14 protein-coding genes, 6 tRNA genes and 1 rRNA gene (1 of these 21 only partly in view) are annotated in these 16,911 nt (G+C 62.9%); 1 reads left to right on the top strand and 20 read right to left on the bottom strand.

The features are described 5' to 3' along the window. Positions 1-3: 3 nt before the first annotated feature. From hisA to hprK, 11 genes are all read right to left on the bottom strand, one after another. Positions 4-759 (bottom strand): 1-(5-phosphoribosyl)-5-[(5-phosphoribosylamino)methylideneamino]imidazole-4-carboxamide isomerase, encoded by a 756-nt coding sequence (gene hisA / locus B8V81_RS10830; protein ID WP_028599284.1) that lies wholly within the window; start codon positions 757-759, stop codon positions 4-6. Positions 760-787: 28 nt separating this feature from the next. Beyond that, the gene (hisH, locus tag B8V81_RS10825; RefSeq protein WP_101808363.1) at positions 788-1,420 is read right to left on the bottom strand and encodes an imidazole glycerol phosphate synthase subunit HisH; all 633 of its coding nucleotides are present in this window, start codon (positions 1,418-1,420) and stop codon (positions 788-790) included. Between the two features lies 1 nt (position 1,421). After that, positions 1,422-2,033, bottom strand: coding sequence for an imidazoleglycerol-phosphate dehydratase HisB (gene hisB / locus B8V81_RS10820; protein ID WP_101808362.1), 612 nt, complete (start codon positions 2,031-2,033; stop codon positions 1,422-1,424). A 2-nt stretch (positions 2,034-2,035) separates the two neighbouring features. After that, entirely contained in the window at positions 2,036-3,364 is a 1,329-nt protein-coding gene (gene hisD / locus B8V81_RS10815; protein WP_101808361.1) for a histidinol dehydrogenase, read from the bottom strand. 28 nt (positions 3,365-3,392) lie between these two features. Next, entirely contained in the window at positions 3,393-4,040 is a 648-nt protein-coding gene (gene hisG / locus B8V81_RS10810; RefSeq protein ID WP_101808360.1) for an ATP phosphoribosyltransferase, read from the bottom strand. Continuing rightward, on the bottom strand, positions 4,037-5,317 hold the full coding sequence (locus tag B8V81_RS10805) for an ATP phosphoribosyltransferase regulatory subunit (RefSeq protein ID WP_101808359.1): 1,281 nt from the start codon (positions 5,315-5,317) through the stop codon (positions 4,037-4,039). Before B8V81_RS10805 ends, hisG begins: the two co-directional genes overlap by 4 nt. 186 nt (positions 5,318-5,503) lie before the next feature. After that, entirely contained in the window at positions 5,504-6,616 is a 1,113-nt protein-coding gene (locus tag B8V81_RS10800; protein WP_101808358.1) for a polysaccharide deacetylase family protein, read from the bottom strand. An 87-nt stretch (positions 6,617-6,703) separates the two neighbouring features. Beyond that, positions 6,704-7,198 carry an acyltransferase gene (locus B8V81_RS10795; protein ID WP_028599279.1) on the bottom strand — a complete coding sequence of 165 codons (495 nt, stop codon included), beginning with the start codon at positions 7,196-7,198 and terminating at the stop codon, positions 6,704-6,706. Beyond that, on the bottom strand, positions 7,195-7,857 hold the full coding sequence (ppaX, locus tag B8V81_RS10790; protein ID WP_101808357.1) for a pyrophosphatase PpaX: 663 nt from the start codon (positions 7,855-7,857) through the stop codon (positions 7,195-7,197). Before ppaX ends, B8V81_RS10795 begins: the two co-directional genes overlap by 4 nt. After that, on the bottom strand, positions 7,826-8,851 hold the full coding sequence (gene lgt / locus B8V81_RS10785; protein WP_052333327.1) for a prolipoprotein diacylglyceryl transferase: 1,026 nt from the start codon (positions 8,849-8,851) through the stop codon (positions 7,826-7,828). Before lgt ends, ppaX begins: the two co-directional genes overlap by 32 nt. 24 nt (positions 8,852-8,875) lie before the next feature. Beyond that, a complete protein-coding gene (hprK, locus tag B8V81_RS10780) occupies positions 8,876-9,814 on the bottom strand; it encodes an HPr(Ser) kinase/phosphatase (protein WP_028599277.1) in 939 nt (312 codons plus the stop codon). A 251-nt stretch (positions 9,815-10,065) separates the two neighbouring features. On the opposite strand from hprK, the gene nagZ reads away from it, so the two are divergent. Further along, on the top strand, positions 10,066-11,535 hold the full coding sequence (nagZ, locus tag B8V81_RS10775; protein WP_146000483.1) for a beta-N-acetylhexosaminidase: 1,470 nt from the start codon (positions 10,066-10,068) through the stop codon (positions 11,533-11,535). Between the two features lie 96 nt (positions 11,536-11,631). Here nagZ and B8V81_RS10770 read toward each other — a convergent pair whose 3' ends face one another. From B8V81_RS10770 to B8V81_RS10730, 9 genes are all read right to left on the bottom strand, one after another. Then, complete coding sequence (locus tag B8V81_RS10770; protein ID WP_028599276.1) at positions 11,632-12,753, bottom strand: ABC transporter ATP-binding protein; 1,122 nt, start codon at positions 12,751-12,753, stop codon at positions 11,632-11,634. A gap of 108 nt (positions 12,754-12,861) precedes the next feature. Further along, positions 12,862-13,962: a PucR family transcriptional regulator gene (locus B8V81_RS10765; RefSeq protein ID WP_101808355.1), complete on the bottom strand. Its 1,101-nt coding sequence runs from the start codon at positions 13,960-13,962 to the stop codon at positions 12,862-12,864. A gap of 145 nt (positions 13,963-14,107) precedes the next feature. Beyond that, positions 14,108-14,183 (bottom strand) — tRNA-Lys (locus B8V81_RS10760). A gap of 12 nt (positions 14,184-14,195) precedes the next feature. Then, a tRNA-Tyr gene (locus B8V81_RS10755) sits at positions 14,196-14,281 on the bottom strand. A gap of 45 nt (positions 14,282-14,326) precedes the next feature. Continuing rightward, positions 14,327-14,402, bottom strand: a tRNA-Phe gene (locus B8V81_RS10750). A 17-nt stretch (positions 14,403-14,419) separates the two neighbouring features. Next, positions 14,420-14,496 (bottom strand) — tRNA-Asp (locus tag B8V81_RS10745). A gap of 9 nt (positions 14,497-14,505) precedes the next feature. Beyond that, a tRNA-Val gene (locus B8V81_RS10740) sits at positions 14,506-14,581 on the bottom strand. Between the two features lie 7 nt (positions 14,582-14,588). Next, positions 14,589-14,665, bottom strand: a tRNA-Met gene (locus B8V81_RS10735). A 138-nt stretch (positions 14,666-14,803) separates the two neighbouring features. Next, a 23S ribosomal RNA gene (locus tag B8V81_RS10730) occupies positions 14,804-16,911 on the bottom strand; it runs 834 nt beyond the window's last position.

The following is a 16,911-nucleotide window of genomic DNA, read 5'->3' as shown; positions in this document are numbered from 1 at the left end:
TCGCTAGATTCCCTGACGCCGGCCTTGCGGCTCCAGCTCCCGCACCGCTTCCGCGAGCGAGATCGCGCCGGTGTACAGCGCCTTGCCGACGATCGCGCCGCGGATGCCTTCTCCCGCATGCTCGACCAGCGTGCGCAGATCCTCGATCCGGCTGACGCCGCCCGATGCGATGACGTCCGCTCCCGAATACGCGGCCAGCGAGCGGATCGCCTCCACGTTCGGCCCCTGCATCATGCCGTCGCGGGAAATGTCGGTGAAGATGAACGTCTCCGCGCCTTTGGCCGCCAGCTCCCGGGCCAGCTCCTCGGCCTTGACCTCGCTCGTCTCCAGCCAGCCGCGCGTCGCCACATACCCGTCCTTGGCGTCGATGCCGATCGCCACGCGGCCGCCATGCCGCGCCAGCACGCGCTCGACGAACGCGCGGTCCTCGATCGCCGCCGTGCCGAGGATGACGCGCGAGACGCCGAGCGACAGCAGGCGCTCGACGTCCTCCTCCGTGCGCAGGCCGCCGCCGAGCTGCACCGGCACGGACACCGAGCGCGCGATCTCGCCGATCAGCTCGGCGTTCACGGGATGGCCGGCCTTGGCGCCGTCGAGATCGACGAGATGGATCCAGGACGCGCCTTGCGCCTCCCAGTCGCGGGCCGCCTGCACCGGACTGTCGTTGTAGACGGTCTCCTGGGCGTAGTCGCCCTGCACGAGCCGGACCGCCTTGCCGCCGCGGATGTCGATCGCGGGATAGATCGTGAATGTGGTCATGTCTTTTCCTCCAAGCGGGCCTCTCGCCCTATCGGTTGTCGCTTGCCGCCGGCGCGCCGGCCAGCCTTAGGAAGTTGCGCAGCAGGCTCATGCCGAGCTCGCCGCTCTTCTCGGGGTGGAACTGCATCCCCGTCACGTTGCCGCGGCCGACGATCGCCGTCACCGGCTGATGATAGTCCGTCACCGCGATCAGATCCGACGGCTCCGCCGGCAGCGCGTGGTAGGAATGCACGAAGTACACATGCCCCTCCTCCAGCCCCTCCAGCAGCGGGCTCTCCTGCCGGAACTTCAGCCGGTTCCAGCCCATGTGCGGAATCTTGTACTCGCCCCGGAAGCGCACGACGCGGCCCGGCAGCAGCCCCAGTCCTTGATGCGGACCGTGCTCCTCGCCCTCGTCGAACAGCAGCTGCATGCCGAGGCAGATGCCGAGCAGCGGCTTGCCGGATGCGGCGAACGCGCGCGTCGCCTCGTCCATGCCGGTCTCGCGCAGGAATGCCATCGCGTCGCCGAACGCGCCGACGCCGGGCAGGATCGCCCCGTCCGCGCTCAGAATCTCCGCCAGGTCCGACGTCACAAGCGCCTCGCAGCCGAGCCGCTCCACCGCCTTGCTGACGCTGTGCAGATTGCCGAGCCCGTAGTCGATGACCGCGATCGCGCTCATGCTAGAGCACTCCCTTGGTCGACGGCACGCCCTGCACGCGAGGGTCGATCGAGGTCGCCTCGTCGAGCGCGCGACCGAGCGCCTTGAACACCGCTTCGATCATGTGATGCGTATTTTTGCCGTAGTGCACGATGACATGCAGCGTGAAGCGCCCCTCGAGCGCCAGCTTCCAGAGGAACTCGTGGACGAGCTCCGTGGAGAAGCTGCCGACCTGCTGGGACGGATACTCGGCCCGATATTCGAAATGCGGCCGGTTGCTCAGGTCGATGACGACCTGCGCGAGCGCCTCGTCCATCGGCACGAACACGCTGGCGTACCGCTTGATGCCGCGCTTGTCGCCGAGCGCCTCCGCCAGCGTCTGGCCGAGGCAGATGCCGATGTCCTCCACCGTATGGTGGTCGTCGATGTCCACGTCGCCGCGGGCGTCGACCTTGAGGTCGAACTGGCCGTGCTTCGTGAACAGGTCCAGCATATGGTTCAGGAACGGCACATCCGTCTCGATCTCCGATACGCCCGTGCCGTCCACGGCGAACGCCAGCTTGATGTCCGTCTCGTTCGTCTTGCGCGCCACCTCGGCGCGGCGGAGCTCCCGCCCGTTGTCCCCAGTCGCCATCTCTATGCCCTCTTTCCTTCTGTCGATTGAAGTCCGGCCGCGCCTGCGGCCGCTTCCTTGTCCAGCCGCGCCCCGATCGCGCGGGCATGGCCCTCCAGCCCCTCGTGGCGGGCGAGCGTCATGATCTGCGCTCCGTCCCGCAGCAGCGCCTCGCGGCTGTACGAGATGAGGCTCGACTTCTTGATGAAGTCGTCCACGTTCACCGGCGAGCTGAAGCGCGCCGTGCCGTTGGTCGGGATGATGTGGTTCGGACCGGCGAAGTAGTCGCCGACCGGCTCCGAGCTGTACGGCCCGAGGAAAATCGCGCCGGCGTTCTCGATCGAGCCGAGCAGCCCCATCGGATCGTCCGTCATGATCTCCAAATGCTCCGGCGCCAGCCGGTTGACGACGTCGACGCCCGCCTGCAGCGAGTCGACAAGCAACGCGGCGCCGTGCCGGTCGATCGACTCGCGCGCGATCGCCGCCCGCGGCAGCAGCGGGAGCTGGCGCTCCACCTCGGCCGCGACCGCTTCGGCCAGCGCGGCCGAAGGCGTGATCAACAGGCTCGACGCCATCTCGTCATGCTCCGCCTGCGACAGCAGGTCCGCCGCCACATAAGCCGGATCGGCCGTCTCGTCGGCCAGCACCGCGATCTCGCTCGGCCCGGCCAGGCTGTCGATGTCGACCGCCCCGTAGACGGCGCGCTTGGCCAGCGCCACATAGATGTTGCCCGGTCCCGTAATCTTGTCGACCGGCGGGATCGTCTCCGTGCCGTAGGCCAGCGCCGCCACCGCCTGCGCGCCGCCGATGCGGTACATCTCCTTGACGCCGGCCTCGGCCGCCGCGACGAGGATGTACGGGTCGATGCCCGGCTTGCCCCCGGTCGCCGGCGGCGTGACCATGACGATCTCCGGCACGCCCGCCACCTGGGCGGGGATGACGTTCATCAGCACCGACGACGGATACGCCGCCTTGCCTCCCGGCACGTAGACCCCGACGCGCTTCAGCGGCCGGATCACCTGCCCGAGCATCGTGCCGTCCGGCTGCACGTCCATCCACGACTGGCGCTTCTGCCGCTCGTGATAGGCGCGGATGTTGGCCGCCGCCTGGCGCAGCGCCTCCAGAAAGTCCGGCTCGACCTGGCTGTACGCCGCCTGGATCTCCGCCTCGCCGACGCGCAGCTGCGCCGCGCTCAGCCGCACGCCGTCGAAGCGCTCCGTCAGCTCCAGCAGCGCCTCGTCCCCGCGCGTCCGCAGCGCCTCGACCGTCTGCCGCACTGACTCGTTCTGCTCCGGCGTGCCGTATTCGACCTCCCGGCTCAGCTTGAACTGCTCCGCTCGCATGATCCGCATCGTCCGTCTCCCCTTTCCTTCCTCGACTCTAGACCCGCGCCGACAGCGTCGCCTGCAGCCGGTCGCACAGCGACTGGATGCGGTCGTTCTTCATCCGGTAGCTGACGCGGTTGGCGATCAGGCGGCTCGTCACGCCGAACATCGGCTCCATCTCCACGAGCCCGTTGTCGCGCAGCGTCTGTCCGGTCTCGACCATGTCGACGATCCGGTCGGCGAGGCCGATCAGCGGCGCCAGCTCGATCGAGCCGTTCAGCTTGATGACCTCCACCTGCTGGCCGCGCTCGCGGAAGTACTGCGAAGCGACGTTCGGATACTTGGTCGCCACGCGCGGGTTCATGACCGGCTTCCAGTCCGGCAGTCCGATGACCGACATGCGGCACGGCGCGATGCCGAGGTCGAGCAGCTCGTAGACGTCCTTGTTTTCCTCCATCAGCACGTCCTTGCCGACGACTCCGATATCCGCCACGCCGTACTCCACATAGGTCGGCACGTCGACCGGCTTGGCCATGATGAACTCCATCCGCGCGTCCGGCACCTCGATGATCAGCTTGCGCGTATCCTCCAGGTCCTCCTGGATCAGCAAGCCCGCCTCGCGGAAGAGGCGGGACGCCTGCTTGTAGATGCGGCCCTTGGGCATCGCCACCTTGAGAATGTCCTTCGTCGGCTCTCCGCTCATCGTCCCGCCCCCTCTCCTGCCTCTTCATCGTTGAAAAAAGGAACAAAAACCCCGTAGGTCTGCCCGCCATAACGGACCGACTCTCCATCCGGCAGCCGCCGCGCCTTGCGCTCCAGCCGCTCTCCTGCGGCTGCGCCGGCTGCTCGCGCCTGCGCGCCATGGGCCACGCCTGGCGCCTCCAGCAGCGCCGTCACGACGACGGCGCCCTCGCCGCGCAGGCGGCCCGCCTCGGCCAGCGCCCGCTCGCGCGAGGCGGCGTCGTAGCCGATCAGAATGCGCCGCTGCGGCTCGCTCTCCTCTCCGACCAGCTCGAGCACGCGCGTCGTCTTGATCGCGAAGCCCGTCGCCGGCGCGGGCCGGCCGAACTGCTGCAGCAGATTGTCGTACCGTCCGCCCGCCACGACCGGGAACCCGAGATCCGAAGCATAGCCCTCGAACGTCATGCCCGTATAATAGGAGAAGTCGCCGATCATCGTCAGATCGATCAGCACATGCTCGCTCACGCCGTACGCCTCCAGCGCGTCCCACACTCCGCACAGATGGCCGATCGCGCTGCGCGCCGTCTCGTTGGCGCTCAGCTCCAGCGCCTGCTCGCATGCCGCGCGTCCGCCGCGCAGGCGCAGCAGCCCTTCGAGCTCCCGGCGCACGCTCTCGGAGAGGCCGAGCCGGCGCAGCTCGTCGCGATAGCCGACATGGTCGCGATTCAGCAGATAGTCCTTGAGCCGGCCCTGATCGCTCTCCCGGCCCGGCAGCAGCTCCTCCAGCAGCCCGTTGAGGAAGCCGACATGGCCGACCGCCATCCGGAACCGCTGCACGCCCGCCGCCTGCAGCGAGGCGATCGCCAGCGCGATCACCTCCGCATCGGCCTCGGCGGAAGCGTCTCCGACCAGCTCCACGCCCGTCTGGAAAAACTCCGCGTCCCGCCCCGCCTCGTTCTCGAACGCGCGAAAGACGCTCGCATGGTACGACAGCCGCAGCGGGAACTCGTGCTCCCGCAGCAAGGAGGAGACGACGCGCGCGATCGGCGCCGTCATGTCCGAGCGCAGCACGAGCGTCGTGCCGCGGTTGTTGAGCAGCTTGAACAGCCGCTGATCCGACGTCGAGCTCGCGACGCCGACCGTATCGTAATACTCCAGCGTCGGCGTCATGATCTGCTCGTAGCCCCAGCCGGCCATGCAGTTGAGCACGCTGCGCTCGATCTGGCGCAGCTTCGACACGGCCAGCGGCAAGTAGTCCTTGACGCCGACCGGCTTTTCAAACACCTTCGGTTTCGACATGATCCAATCTCCTATAAAGACGCGCATCACTTTAACGCGTTAATGTACTACCATGTTACCATACTGCCAAAGTAAAGGTATGGGTTATACTATCACGAACGCTCCGCATCCGTCAACCTGCGTTAAGCCGCCTCCGTCCGGCGGTTGCCGGCAGAGGCGGCTCGTGCCGACTTCCGCTCCTTCTTGCTACATCGGGTCTCGCCGCATCCGCGATCGCAGCCGCAGCTCTACGGCCAGCTCCCACGCGCTGCGCAGCCACAGGGCGCCGAGCAGCAGGCAGACGAGCGGCAGCAGCAGCAGCATATAGATCAAGCTCGGCCGCTCGTACCGGACATGGCCGAGCCGCTCCTCCGCATGCTTCATGAGCGCGATCTGCAGCGCCGGATCATTGTCGGCTCCGCCGGCGTTGAGCCGGTAGCCGTTGTGCTGGCCGGGACCGTTGAGTCCCGGCTTGACGGTCAGCGTCACGTCGATCCCTTCCTTGCGGCACGCGCGCAGCAGCGGCTGGGAGAAGGCCCCGTAAGGAAAAGCCAGCACGTCGTTGCGGACGCCGAGCTTCTCGCGCAGCACCGCATTGGCCTGGCGCACATCGCTTGCGATCCTGCGCTCGTACTCGCGCTCGGTCTCCCGTCTTCCCAGCCTCGGGACGAAAACGCGGCCGGCCAGCAGCGCGGTCTGTCCGCCGCCCAGCGCCGCCTCCGGCGCGTAAGCGTGGGAGTTGAAGGAATGGCTGTAGAACTCCATTCCGCCCCGCTTCATCTCCCGCACCTGCTCCCAGCTCAGCTTGGCGACGCCGTCGCGCCTCGCATCGCCGATCGTGCTCGCGATCAGGAAGTTCGTCGCCGTGACGCCATGCTTGAGCAGCAGCGGATACGCATAGCGGTAGAACGACTCGTAGCCGTCGTCGAACGTCAGCAGCACGGCATTGTCGGGCACCGGCCCTTTGCGGCGGATGAAGCGCTTGTATTCGTCCATCGAGATGACATGAAAGTTGTTCGCCCGGAGCAGCGTCAGCTGCCGGTCCAGCTTGTCCAGCGCGAGCGCCTTGTCGTCGGCCGGAGCGGGCGCGACATCGTGGATCATCAGCACGAGCACCTTGTTCCGATAGTAGCGGCCGTCCGGCGTATCCGGCTCCGACTTCAATCCTTGATACAAGACGGGCTCGCCTTGCGGCCCGAGCAGCTTTCCGAGCATCGGAATTCTGTCTTTATACGAAAAGGCCGCTCCCGCCAAGCCCGTGGCGAGAACAGCGGCGGCAAGCAGCGCGGTCAGCAGCGCGAAGCGGCCGGTCCGATCCATATTGATTGTCCTCCTCTTGCCTCAGCGAATCCATCTCCCTGACGATCCGCTTTCGCAAAAGGTTTCTCCCTGGTTGAAACGATTCCCTTATACATCCCTTTTATTCCGTTCGATCGGACGCGCCGGGTTGCCCCCGACGAACGCTCCTGCAGGCACGTCCCGGTGCACGACCGAACCGGCTGCGACGACCGCTCCGTCCCCGATCGTTACGCCCGGCAGGATCGTCGTGTTGGCTCCGATCATGACGTCGTTGCCGATGACGACATCGCCGAGCCGGTATTCCCGGATGAGGTATTCATGCGTCAGGATTGTCGTGTTGTAGCCGATGATGCAGTTGTCTCCGACGGTGATCCGCTCCGGGAAAAAGACATCGACCATGACCATGAGCGCGAACGAAGTCGTCCGCCCGACCTTCATGCCGAGCACGTTCCGGTAGATCCAGTTCTTGACCGGAAGCGACGGACAGTATCGGGAAACCTGGATCGCCGCGAAATTGCGCACGGCCTTGAAGCGGCTGACGGTCCGATACACCTGCCACAGCGCGTTCGGCCCCTCGGTCGGATATCGCTCCACCCGCCTCACGCGGGGCTCGGCTCCAGTCCGACCAGCGCATACAGGTCCCTCATATCCTGCAGCACATGCTGCGCCCCGTATTCGCGGAGCAGCTGCTCGCCCTTGAGCGACCAGGCGACGCCGATCGGCACCGCGCCGGCTTCAATGGCGGACTGCATGTCGACCGCGCTGTCGCCGACCATGAACGTCGCGGCCGGATCCGCGCCGAGCTGCTCCATCGCCAGCCGTACCGGCTCCGGATCCGGCTTCGGCCGCGTCACGTCATCCATCGTGACGATGGCGTCCATCAGGTCGAACAGCCCCGTCAGCTTGAGGCCCTTGTCGGTCGTCAGGCGGATCTTCGTCGTGACGACGCCGAGCTGGAAGCCCTCTTGCTTGAGGCGCTGCAGCACCTCGAGCGTATGGGGGAACGGCTTCACGAGATCATCGTGCAGCCGCAGGTTCATTTCGCGGTAGATCGGGATCAGATGCGAGGCATCGGCCAGTCCGGAAAAGAAGTTCATCTGGTCGAGCAGCGGCAGTCCCATATGCGGAATCATCTGCTCCCGCCCGAAGCCTTCCGGCGCGACGCCTTGCAGCGCGTGCAGGAAGCTGCGGATGATAAGCTCGTTCGTATCCAGGATCGTGCCGTCGAGGTCAAACAGTAGGGTTTTGATTTTGCGGGTCATCTTGATTCTCCTTGCCTTTGGCAGAGACGGCAGGCGCCGTCTCGGATTCCGCTCCGGCCGGCAGGCCGGTCTTGCGGTTGAGGATCGGGTCGCTGTAGCGCTCCGAGGACCAGCCCGCCTTGCGCCGCACCGCGATCAGGATCGCGCAGGCGAGCACGGTCAGCACCGCGATCAGCTGCGAGCTGCGGACGTTTCCGTAGTTCGGGTCGAGGAATCCGGCCTGGAACATCGCCGTCATCGGCGACCAGAGCGCATCCATCAGCGAGGCGAGCCAAGCCGGTCCCTGGAACGCCAGGCTGTCCGTGCGCAGCCCCTCGACGAAGAAGCGGCCGATCGAATACCAGATCAGATAGGTGAAGAACATCTCGCCGGCGCGCACCCATGGACGGCGGCGCAGCACGAAGATCAGCACGATGCCGAGCACGTTCCACAGCGACTCGTACAGGAACGTCGGATGATGGAACAGGCCGTCCTTCTCGACATACATCTGGTTTACGATCCAGTCCGGCAGATGCAGCTCTCCGGTGAGGAAGCGCTTGGTCACCGGCCCGCCGTAGGCTTCCTGATTGACGAAGTTGCCCCAGCGCCCGATGATCTGCCCGATCAGCAGCGACGGCGCGCAAATGTCGGCGATTCTCCAGAAGCTGTAGCCTTTGACGCGGCAGTAGATGACCGCGCTGATGACGGCGCCGATCAGCGCGCCGTAGATGGCGATGCCGCCGTTCCAGATGGCGAGGATCTCGCCGGGGTGCTCGCGATAGTAGTCCCACTTGAACAGGACGAAGTACGCCCTCGCCGCGAGGATCGCCGACGGCACTCCGAGCAGCAGGATGTCCATGAAGAAATCGGAGGAAAGCCCGAAGCGCTTGCCCTCCCGGATGGCCAGCACCAGGCCGGCGAGCGCGCCGAGCCCGAGAATGATGCCGTACCAATGGACCGTGATCGGTCCCAGCTTGAAAGCGATAGGGTCAATGAGCAGGCTGATAGGCGTCATCCAGACAGACCTCTTTCCGTTCTATTATTCGTAATCGTCCATATCGTCGGCGATCGTCTCGGTCAGCTTGTTCGTGAACTGCAGCGCCGCGTTGTAGCCCATGCGCTTGAGCCGGTAGTTCATCGCCGCCACCTCGATGATGACCGCCAGGTTGCGTCCCGGCCGGACCGGCACGGTGACGAGCGGCACGTCGGTCTCGATGATGCGCGTCGTCTCCTCGTCCAGTCCGAGCCGGTCGTACTGCTTGTCCGGCTGCCAGTTCTCGAGGCGGATGACGACGCTGATGCGCTTGTTGTTGCGGATCGCCCCTGCCCCGAACAGCGTCATCACGTTGATGATGCCGAGGCCGCGGATTTCCAGCAGATGGCGGATCAGCTCCGGCGCGGTGCCGTGCAGCTGGCCGTCCGACGTCTGGCGGATCTCCACCGCGTCGTCCGCGACGAGCCGATGGCCGCGCTTGACGAGCTCGAGCGCCGTCTCGCTCTTGCCGATGCCGCTGCCCCCGGTGATGAGGATGCCCATCCCGTAGACGTCGACGAGCACGCCGTGGATCGTCGTCGTCGGCGCGAGGCGGCGCTCCAGGAAGTTCGTCAGCCGGCTCGAGAAGATCGTCGTCGAAATCTGGCTGCGCAGCACCGGAATCTGCTTCTCCGTCGCCTGCTCCAGCAGCTCCGTCGGAGGCTCCAGCCCGCGCGTCAGCAAGATGCATGGCGTCTCGTCATGGCAGAGCCGCTCCAGCCGCTCGCGCCGCTCCTCGCTGCCCAGCGTCTCGATGAAGGCAAGCTCGGTCTTGCCGAGCAGTTGAACGCGCTCTTTCGGGTAATAATGAAAATAGCCGGCCATTTCAAGAGCGGGCCGGTACAGATCATCCGTCGTGATGAAGCGCTTCAGTCCGTCCTCGCCGGCCAGGATTTCCAGCTGGAACGGCTGGATCAATTCAGATACCTTTACTTTTTTAGGCATGGAAGCCTCCCTGTATCGATTCCTTCTGCAAGACTTATGTAGGAATAGTGGTGGTTCATTGCTCCTTGGCTGTTAGTTCCATCCTAATGGAAATCCGCTTTCGGCGCAACGTAGCGGCCCATGCGGCTTTTCCTGATTTCGGAAGGATTCCCGATCCTCGCCGGAGAAACCTTTTGGAAGCGCTTGTCGTCCATCTTTTCAAGCGGATCGTCCGGACCGTCCATTCCTTGTCCCTGCGGAGGTGCTGCCCCATGAGATCAAAACGAAAGTCGCCGTCCCGCTTGCGGCCGGGACGTCTTGCCGCTTGCCTGCTGCTTTCCGCTGCGGCGACGCTTCCCTTGGCCTACGCGTCATCCCGGCCGTCGGACTCGCCCGACGCGCTGACGGCAGCCGTCACCGCCCTCGCGCCGGCATCCGCCGCCGTCGCCGCCTTTACGGCTCCTGCCAAGCCCGCGCTGCCGTCCGCTGCCGGCGCTGCCTCTGCTTCGTCCGCCGAATCGATTCCCGCTCCCGTCGCCGATACGTCCGCTCCCGCTTCCTACGCCAATTCGGTTTCGCCCGCCGTTCCCGCGCATGTCTGGCCTCGCATCTCCGGCCTGTCCGAGCCGCAGCGAAAGCAGCTCGCGGATCAAGTGCTGCGGATGGCCCCGGAGGAAAAGATCGGACAGCTGCTCGTCGCCGGCATCGACGGCAGCGCGCCGGATCAAGCCGTCGCCCGCCTCATCGAACATCGCCAGGCCGGGGGCTTCATCCTGTTCCGGCGCAATATGGAGACGATCTCGAGCACCGTGTCGCTGCTGAACGAGCTTAAGAAGCTCAACCGCCAGGCCGGCGGGCAGCCGCTGTTCCTCGGCGTCGATGAGGAGGGCGGCCGCGTGACCCGCTTTCCCGCTTCCATGACGCGCTTGCCGGCAAGCGGAGCAGTCGGTCAAAGCGGTGACGTCGACTATGCTCGGGCGGTAGGCAAGCAGCTGGCCGAGCGGGTAAAGGCGTTCGGCTTCAACGTCAACTTCGCTCCCGTGCTGGACGTGAACAGCAATCCCGACAATCCGGTCATCGGCGACCGCTCGTTCGGCGGCAGCCCCGAGCTGGTCGCCAAGCTGGGCATCGCCGAGCTGAAAGCCCATCAGGAGGCGGGCATCCTCGGCGTCGTCAAGCATTTCCCGGGACATGGCGATACAGCCGTCGACTCGCATAAGCAGCTTCCTGTCTTGACCCATGATTTGAGCCGGCTGTCCAAAATCGAGCTGGCGCCGTTCGAAGCCGCCATCGAGAAGGGGACGGAAGCCGTCATGGTTGCCCATATTCTGCTGCCCAAGCTCGATCCCGACTGGCCGGCGTCTCTATCCAGCTCGATCATCGGCGGCTTGCTGCGCGGCAAGCTTGAATTCGACGGCCTCGTCGTCAGCGACGACATGACGATGGGCGCGATCACGGACAACTATGATCTCGGCGATGCCGCGGTGCGGTTCGTCGCTGCAGGCGGAGATCTCGTGCTCGTCTGCCACGATCCGCAGCAGGCGAAGCTCGTCTTCGCCGCTTTGCAAAAAGCCGTCCAGGACGGGACGGTTTCGACCCGAAGGCTGAACGACAGCGTATACCGCATCCTCGCGCTGAAGCTTCGTTACAAGCTCGATGATGCGCCAACCGCCGTCCCTTCGCTGAAACGGCTGAACGGGCAGGTCGAAGCGGCTCTCGCGCCGTTCGGCACGGCTCCCTGAAGCCCGGCGCGGGCCCATCCCATCCCGCATCGACAGCAGCTCCAAGCGTAAAAAAAAAGGCGATCCCGGATGGGATCGCCTTTGTCGTTCGTTGAATTAGTTCTCGAACAGGTTCAGCTCGGTCGCTTTGTCGAAGATGTGGACTTTGTTCATGTCCAGCGCCAGCTTGACCGTCGTGCCGTCGCGCATGCCGGAGCGTCCGTCTACGCGAGCGATGACCGTATCGTTGCCGATGCCGTTCAGGTACAGGTACATCTCATGGCCCAGGTTCTCGGCAACTTCGATGTTCGCCGTAACGATGCTGTTCGGGGATGCTTCCAGGAATACCGGCTCTTCATGCAGGTCTTCCGGACGCACGCCGAGAACAACCTCTTTGCCGGAGAAGCCCTTGTCGCGGAGCGCTTGAGCTTTGCCTTCCGGCAGGACGACGTCCACGCCTGGAGCTTTGAAGCGCAGGGCGCCGGCGACTTCGTTCAGCGTGCCCGTGATGAAGTTCATGGCAGGAGCGCCGATGAAGCCAGCGACGAAGATGTTCACCGGATGGTTGTACAGCTCCTCCGGAGTTGCGTTTTGCTGGATGATGCCGTCCTTCATGACGACGATGCGGTCGCCCATCGTCATGGCCTCGATCTGGTCATGGGTTACGTAGATCGTGGTCGTTTCCAGACGCTTCGTCAGCTTGCTGATCTCAGCGCGCATCTGGCCGCGCAGCTTGGCGTCAAGGTTGGAGAGCGGTTCGTCCATCAGGAACACTTGCGGTTCGCGGACGATGGCGCGGCCCAGGGCGACACGCTGGCGTTGACCGCCGGAGAGCGCCTTCGGCTTGCGATCGAGCAGATGCTCGATGTCGAGAATTTTCGCGGCTTCGCGCACGCGCTTATCGATATCCGCTTTTTTGAACTTGCGCAGCTTCAGGCCGAAGGCCATGTTCTGGTACACGTTCATGTGCGGGTACAGGGCATAGGATTGGAATACCATCGCGATGTCGCGGTCTTTCGGAGCGACGTCGTTCACGAGGCGGTCGCCGATGAACAGCTTGCCCTCGGAGATTTCTTCAAGGCCAGCGATCATACGAAGAGTCGTGGATTTGCCGCAGCCGGACGGACCGACCAGAACGAGGAATTCCTTGTCCTTGATGTCGAGGTTGATGTCCTTGACCGATGCGTTGTCGGATCCAGGGTATTTCTTGTAAACATGCTCTAAACGTACGCCTGCCATGTTCGTTTTCCCCCTATGTGAGTGATGGTGAGTTCCTGCTGTTCCTCTTGTAGATCCATCTTAACCGAAAATGTAAGCGTGTGACTATGCACAACTCCTACAAAAAAATCAGGGTCTTTTCGTAACTTTATACAATAGCAGAATGACCTTGACCATGACTGCGTCCCGGAACAGCCTCACATCGAGTCCGGTCTCCTGCTTGAGCTTGTCCAGCCGATACAGCAGCGTATTCCGGTGAATGTACAGCTTTTTTGCCGTCTCGCTCACGTTGCAGTCGAGCGAGAAGAACGTCTCCAGCGTCGTCATGATTTCCGGCTCCACATAGTAGTCGGAGCGGCTGAACGCCTGCTCCACGAACCGCGCGCGGTCTCCTTCGGGGATCGCGCTGAGCAGCCGCTCGAGGTGGAGCTCCCAGGGCAGGTGCACGCTCGACCCGATCTGGAAGCGGCGTCCGAGCTGCACCGTTTCCCGCAGCAGGGCGGTCGTCTCGACGATCGACTTGGACGGCTGGATCGGAAAAGCGATTGCGATATGGCATTCGCCGAGCCACTCGCTTGCCAGCATGTCATGCAGGCCAAGTCCGATCGAGCGCAGGCTCTCCTCTTCCGATTCCTCCTCTTCCCCCGAATCCAGCAAAGAGTCGCTCAAAGGCGCAGTCGGGCTCAGGATAAGCCACTCGTTGCGCTGCAGCGGCAGCAGGATGATCTCTTCCTCGAAGAAGGAGCGCAGCAGCTTCTCCAGCTCGGCGTACGGCTCGTCGACGAGTCCGTGATATTCTCGGATGAGCAGGAAAGGAATCATGTCGGCATACAGCCGGCCGCCCATCGTGAGCGCCTCCGGCAGCATCTCCGCTTGCGGCCTCTCCAGCTGCTCCATGATCCAGGCTCCGAGAGACGCCGCCTGCTTCTCGACTCCGGTCGGCGCCGCAGGCGCGGCTTTGCCGGCCTTCATCGCTCCTAGCATCCAGCCGATCAGGCGCAGCTCGGTATGGCCGAGCGGCCTTGCTCGCCGGATCTCCAGCACGTCCGCCCGTTGCGCGTCTGATGTCCCTTGCACCGCTACCGCACCATCCGGCAGCTGCCGGAACAGCTCCGGGTCTTCGTCCGCCAGCGTCTCCAGCTCCTGCCACTGCCCCGGCTTATAGGAGCGAAGCTGCAGATCCGCGTCCAGGATATGCCTCAGTTCTTCCAGCCAGTCTGCCGATGCCATGTGTCATCTCCTGTTCCTGTCTTTGGATGAGCTATGACCCAAGTGTACCATGAAGCAGAGCGCCTCTTCCAACGCGCATCGCCAGCCGCTTGCGGGAGAACGACAAAAAAAGCCCAGACAAGGTCTGGGCTTGGATCGATAAAACTGGTGAGCCATGAAGGACTCGAACCTTCGACACCCTGATTAAAAGTCAGGTGCTCTACCAACTGAGCTAATGGCTCTTGAAGATGAAGTGGTGGAGGGCGATGGATTCGAACCACCGAACTCGTCAGAGAACAGATTTACAGTCTGCTGCGTTTGGCCACTTCGCTAGCCCTCCACATTTGCTCTAAGATGCGCCATTGAAGCTCACTTAGAAAACCAATGGTGGCTCGGGACGGAATCGAACCGCCGACACAAGGATTTTCAGTCCTTTGCTCTACCAACTGAGCTACCGAGCCGTAAACGATTGAAAAAATGGCGGAGCTGACGGGATTCGAACCCGCGGTCTCCTGCGTGACAGGCAGGCATGTTAGGCCTCTACACCACAGCTCCAGGCGATAATGGTGGAAGCTGAGGGGATCGAACCCCCGACCCTCTGCTTGTAAGGCAGATGCTCTCCCAGCTGAGCTAAGCTTCCGTATAAATGGTAGCGGCAGAGGGGATCGAACCCCCGACCTCACGGGTATGAACCGTACGCTCTAGCCAGCTGAGCTATGCCGCCACATGTGTCAGGTCAGGCATCGCCAAATGCCTGCACAACTTGTCCTGCTCTCCGGCACTAGTCCGTGAAGCAAAACGAGCTTGCGCCCTGAAAACTGGATCGAACGAAATGCCGTGCTGACCGGCTGTTCTTGCTAAGTAGGATAAGCCCTCGACCGATTAGTACTCGTCAGCTGCACGCGTTGCCGCGCTTCCACCTCGAGCCTATCCACCTGGTCGTCTTCCAGGGGTCTTACATACTGGGAAATCTCATCTTGAGGGGGGCTTCGCGCTTAGATGCTTTCAGCGCTTATCCCGTCCGTACGTAGCTACCCAGCGGTGCTCCTGGCGGAACAACTGGTACACCAGCGGTACGTCCATCCCGGTCCTCTCGTACTAAGGACAGCTCCTCTCAAATTTCCTACGCCCACGACAGATAGGGACCGAACTGTCTCACGACGTTCTGAACCCAGCTCGCGTACCGCTTTAATGGGCGAACAGCCCAACCCTTGGGACCTACTTCAGCCCCAGGATGCGATGAGCCGACATCGAGGTGCCAAACCTCCCCGTCGATGTGGACTCTTGGGGGAGATAAGCCTGTTATCCCCAGGGTAGCTTTTATCCGTTGAGCGATGGCCCTTCCATTCGGTACCACCGGATCACTAAGCCCGACTTTCGTCCCTGCTCGACTTGTTGGTCTCGCAGTCAAGCTCCCTTATGCCTTTGCACGCTTCGAATGATTTCCAACCATTCTGAGGGAACCTTTGGGCGCCTCCGTTACATTTTAGGAGGCGACCGCCCCAGTCAAACTGCCCGCCTGACACGGTCCCTTCACCGGCTTCACGGTGACAGGTTAGAACTCCGATACGATCAGGGTGGTATCCCAACGGCGCCTCCACCGAAGCTGGCGCTCCGGCTTCCTAGGCTCCCACCTATCCTGTACAGATCGTACCAAAGTCCAATATCAAGCTGCAGTAAAGCTCCATGGGGTCTTTCCGTCTTGTCGCGGGTAACCTGCATCTTCACAGGTAGTAAAATTTCACCGGATCTCTCGTTGAGACAGCGCCCAAGTCGTTACGCCATTCGTGCGGGTCAGAATTTACCTGACAAGGAATTTCGCTACCTTAGGACCGTTATAGTTACGGCCGCCGTTTACTGGGGCTTCGGTTCACAGCTTCGGGTTGCCCCTAACCGCTCCCCTTAACCTTCCAGCACCGGGCAGGCGTCAGCCCGTATACTTCGCCTTACGGCTTCGCACAGACCTGTGTTTTTGCTAAACAGTCGCTTGGGCCTTTTCACTGCGGCCCCCTCGGGCTATTCACCCTACCGAGGCACCCCTTCTCCCGAAGTTACGGGGTCATGTTGCCGAGTTCCTTAACGAGAGTTACTCCGCGCGCCTTAGCATGCTCTGCTCGCCTACCTGTGTCGGTTTGCGGTACGGGCACCTTCGCCTGGCTAGAAGCTTTTCTTGGCAGCTGGAGATCATGACCTTCGGTACTGTAAGTTTCCCTCCCCATCACAGCCCAGCCTTACGGTTTGCGGATTTGCCAACAAACCAGCCTCACTGCTTGGACGGACACATCCATCGGTCCGCGTCACTACCCTTCTGCGTCACTCCATTGCTCATAACGGCTTACGGTGGTACAGGAATATCAACCTGTTGTCCTTCGACTACGCCTTTCGGCCTCGCCTTAGGTCCCGACTTACCCTGAGCGGACGAACCTTCCTCAGGAACCCTTAGGCTTACGGCGGATCAGATTCTCACTGATCTTTTCGTTACTCATACCGGCATTCTCACTTGTGTACCGTCCACCAGTCCTTGCGGTCTGACTTCAACCTATACACAACGCTCCCCTACCCAATGCTGCCAAGCTTGCGCTTGCAGCTTTGCCATAGCTTCGGTGGTGTGTTTAGCCCCGTTACATTTTCGGCGCAGAGTCACTCGACCAGTGAGCTATTACGCACTCTTTAAATGGTGGCTGCTTCTAAGCCAACATCCTGGTTGTCTGGGCAACTCCACATCCTTTCCCACTTAACACACACTTGGGGACCTTAGCTGATGATCTGGGCTGTTTCCCTCTTGACGATGGATCTTAGCACTCACCGTCTGACTCCCGGTTATACATGACTGGCATTCGGAGTTTGACTGGACTTGGTAACCCTTGGCGGGCCCCGCACCCAATCAGTGCTCTACCTCCAGCATGCTCAACACCGAGGCTAGCCCTAAAGCTATTTCGGGGAGAACCAGCTATTTCCGAGTTCGATTGG

The organism is Paenibacillus pasadenensis, assembly GCF_002864175.1.
Classification (GTDB): Bacteria; Bacillota; Bacilli; order Paenibacillales; family Paenibacillaceae; genus Paenibacillus_O; species Paenibacillus_O pasadenensis.
This window is presented reverse-complemented; position numbering and strand designations above follow the sequence as displayed.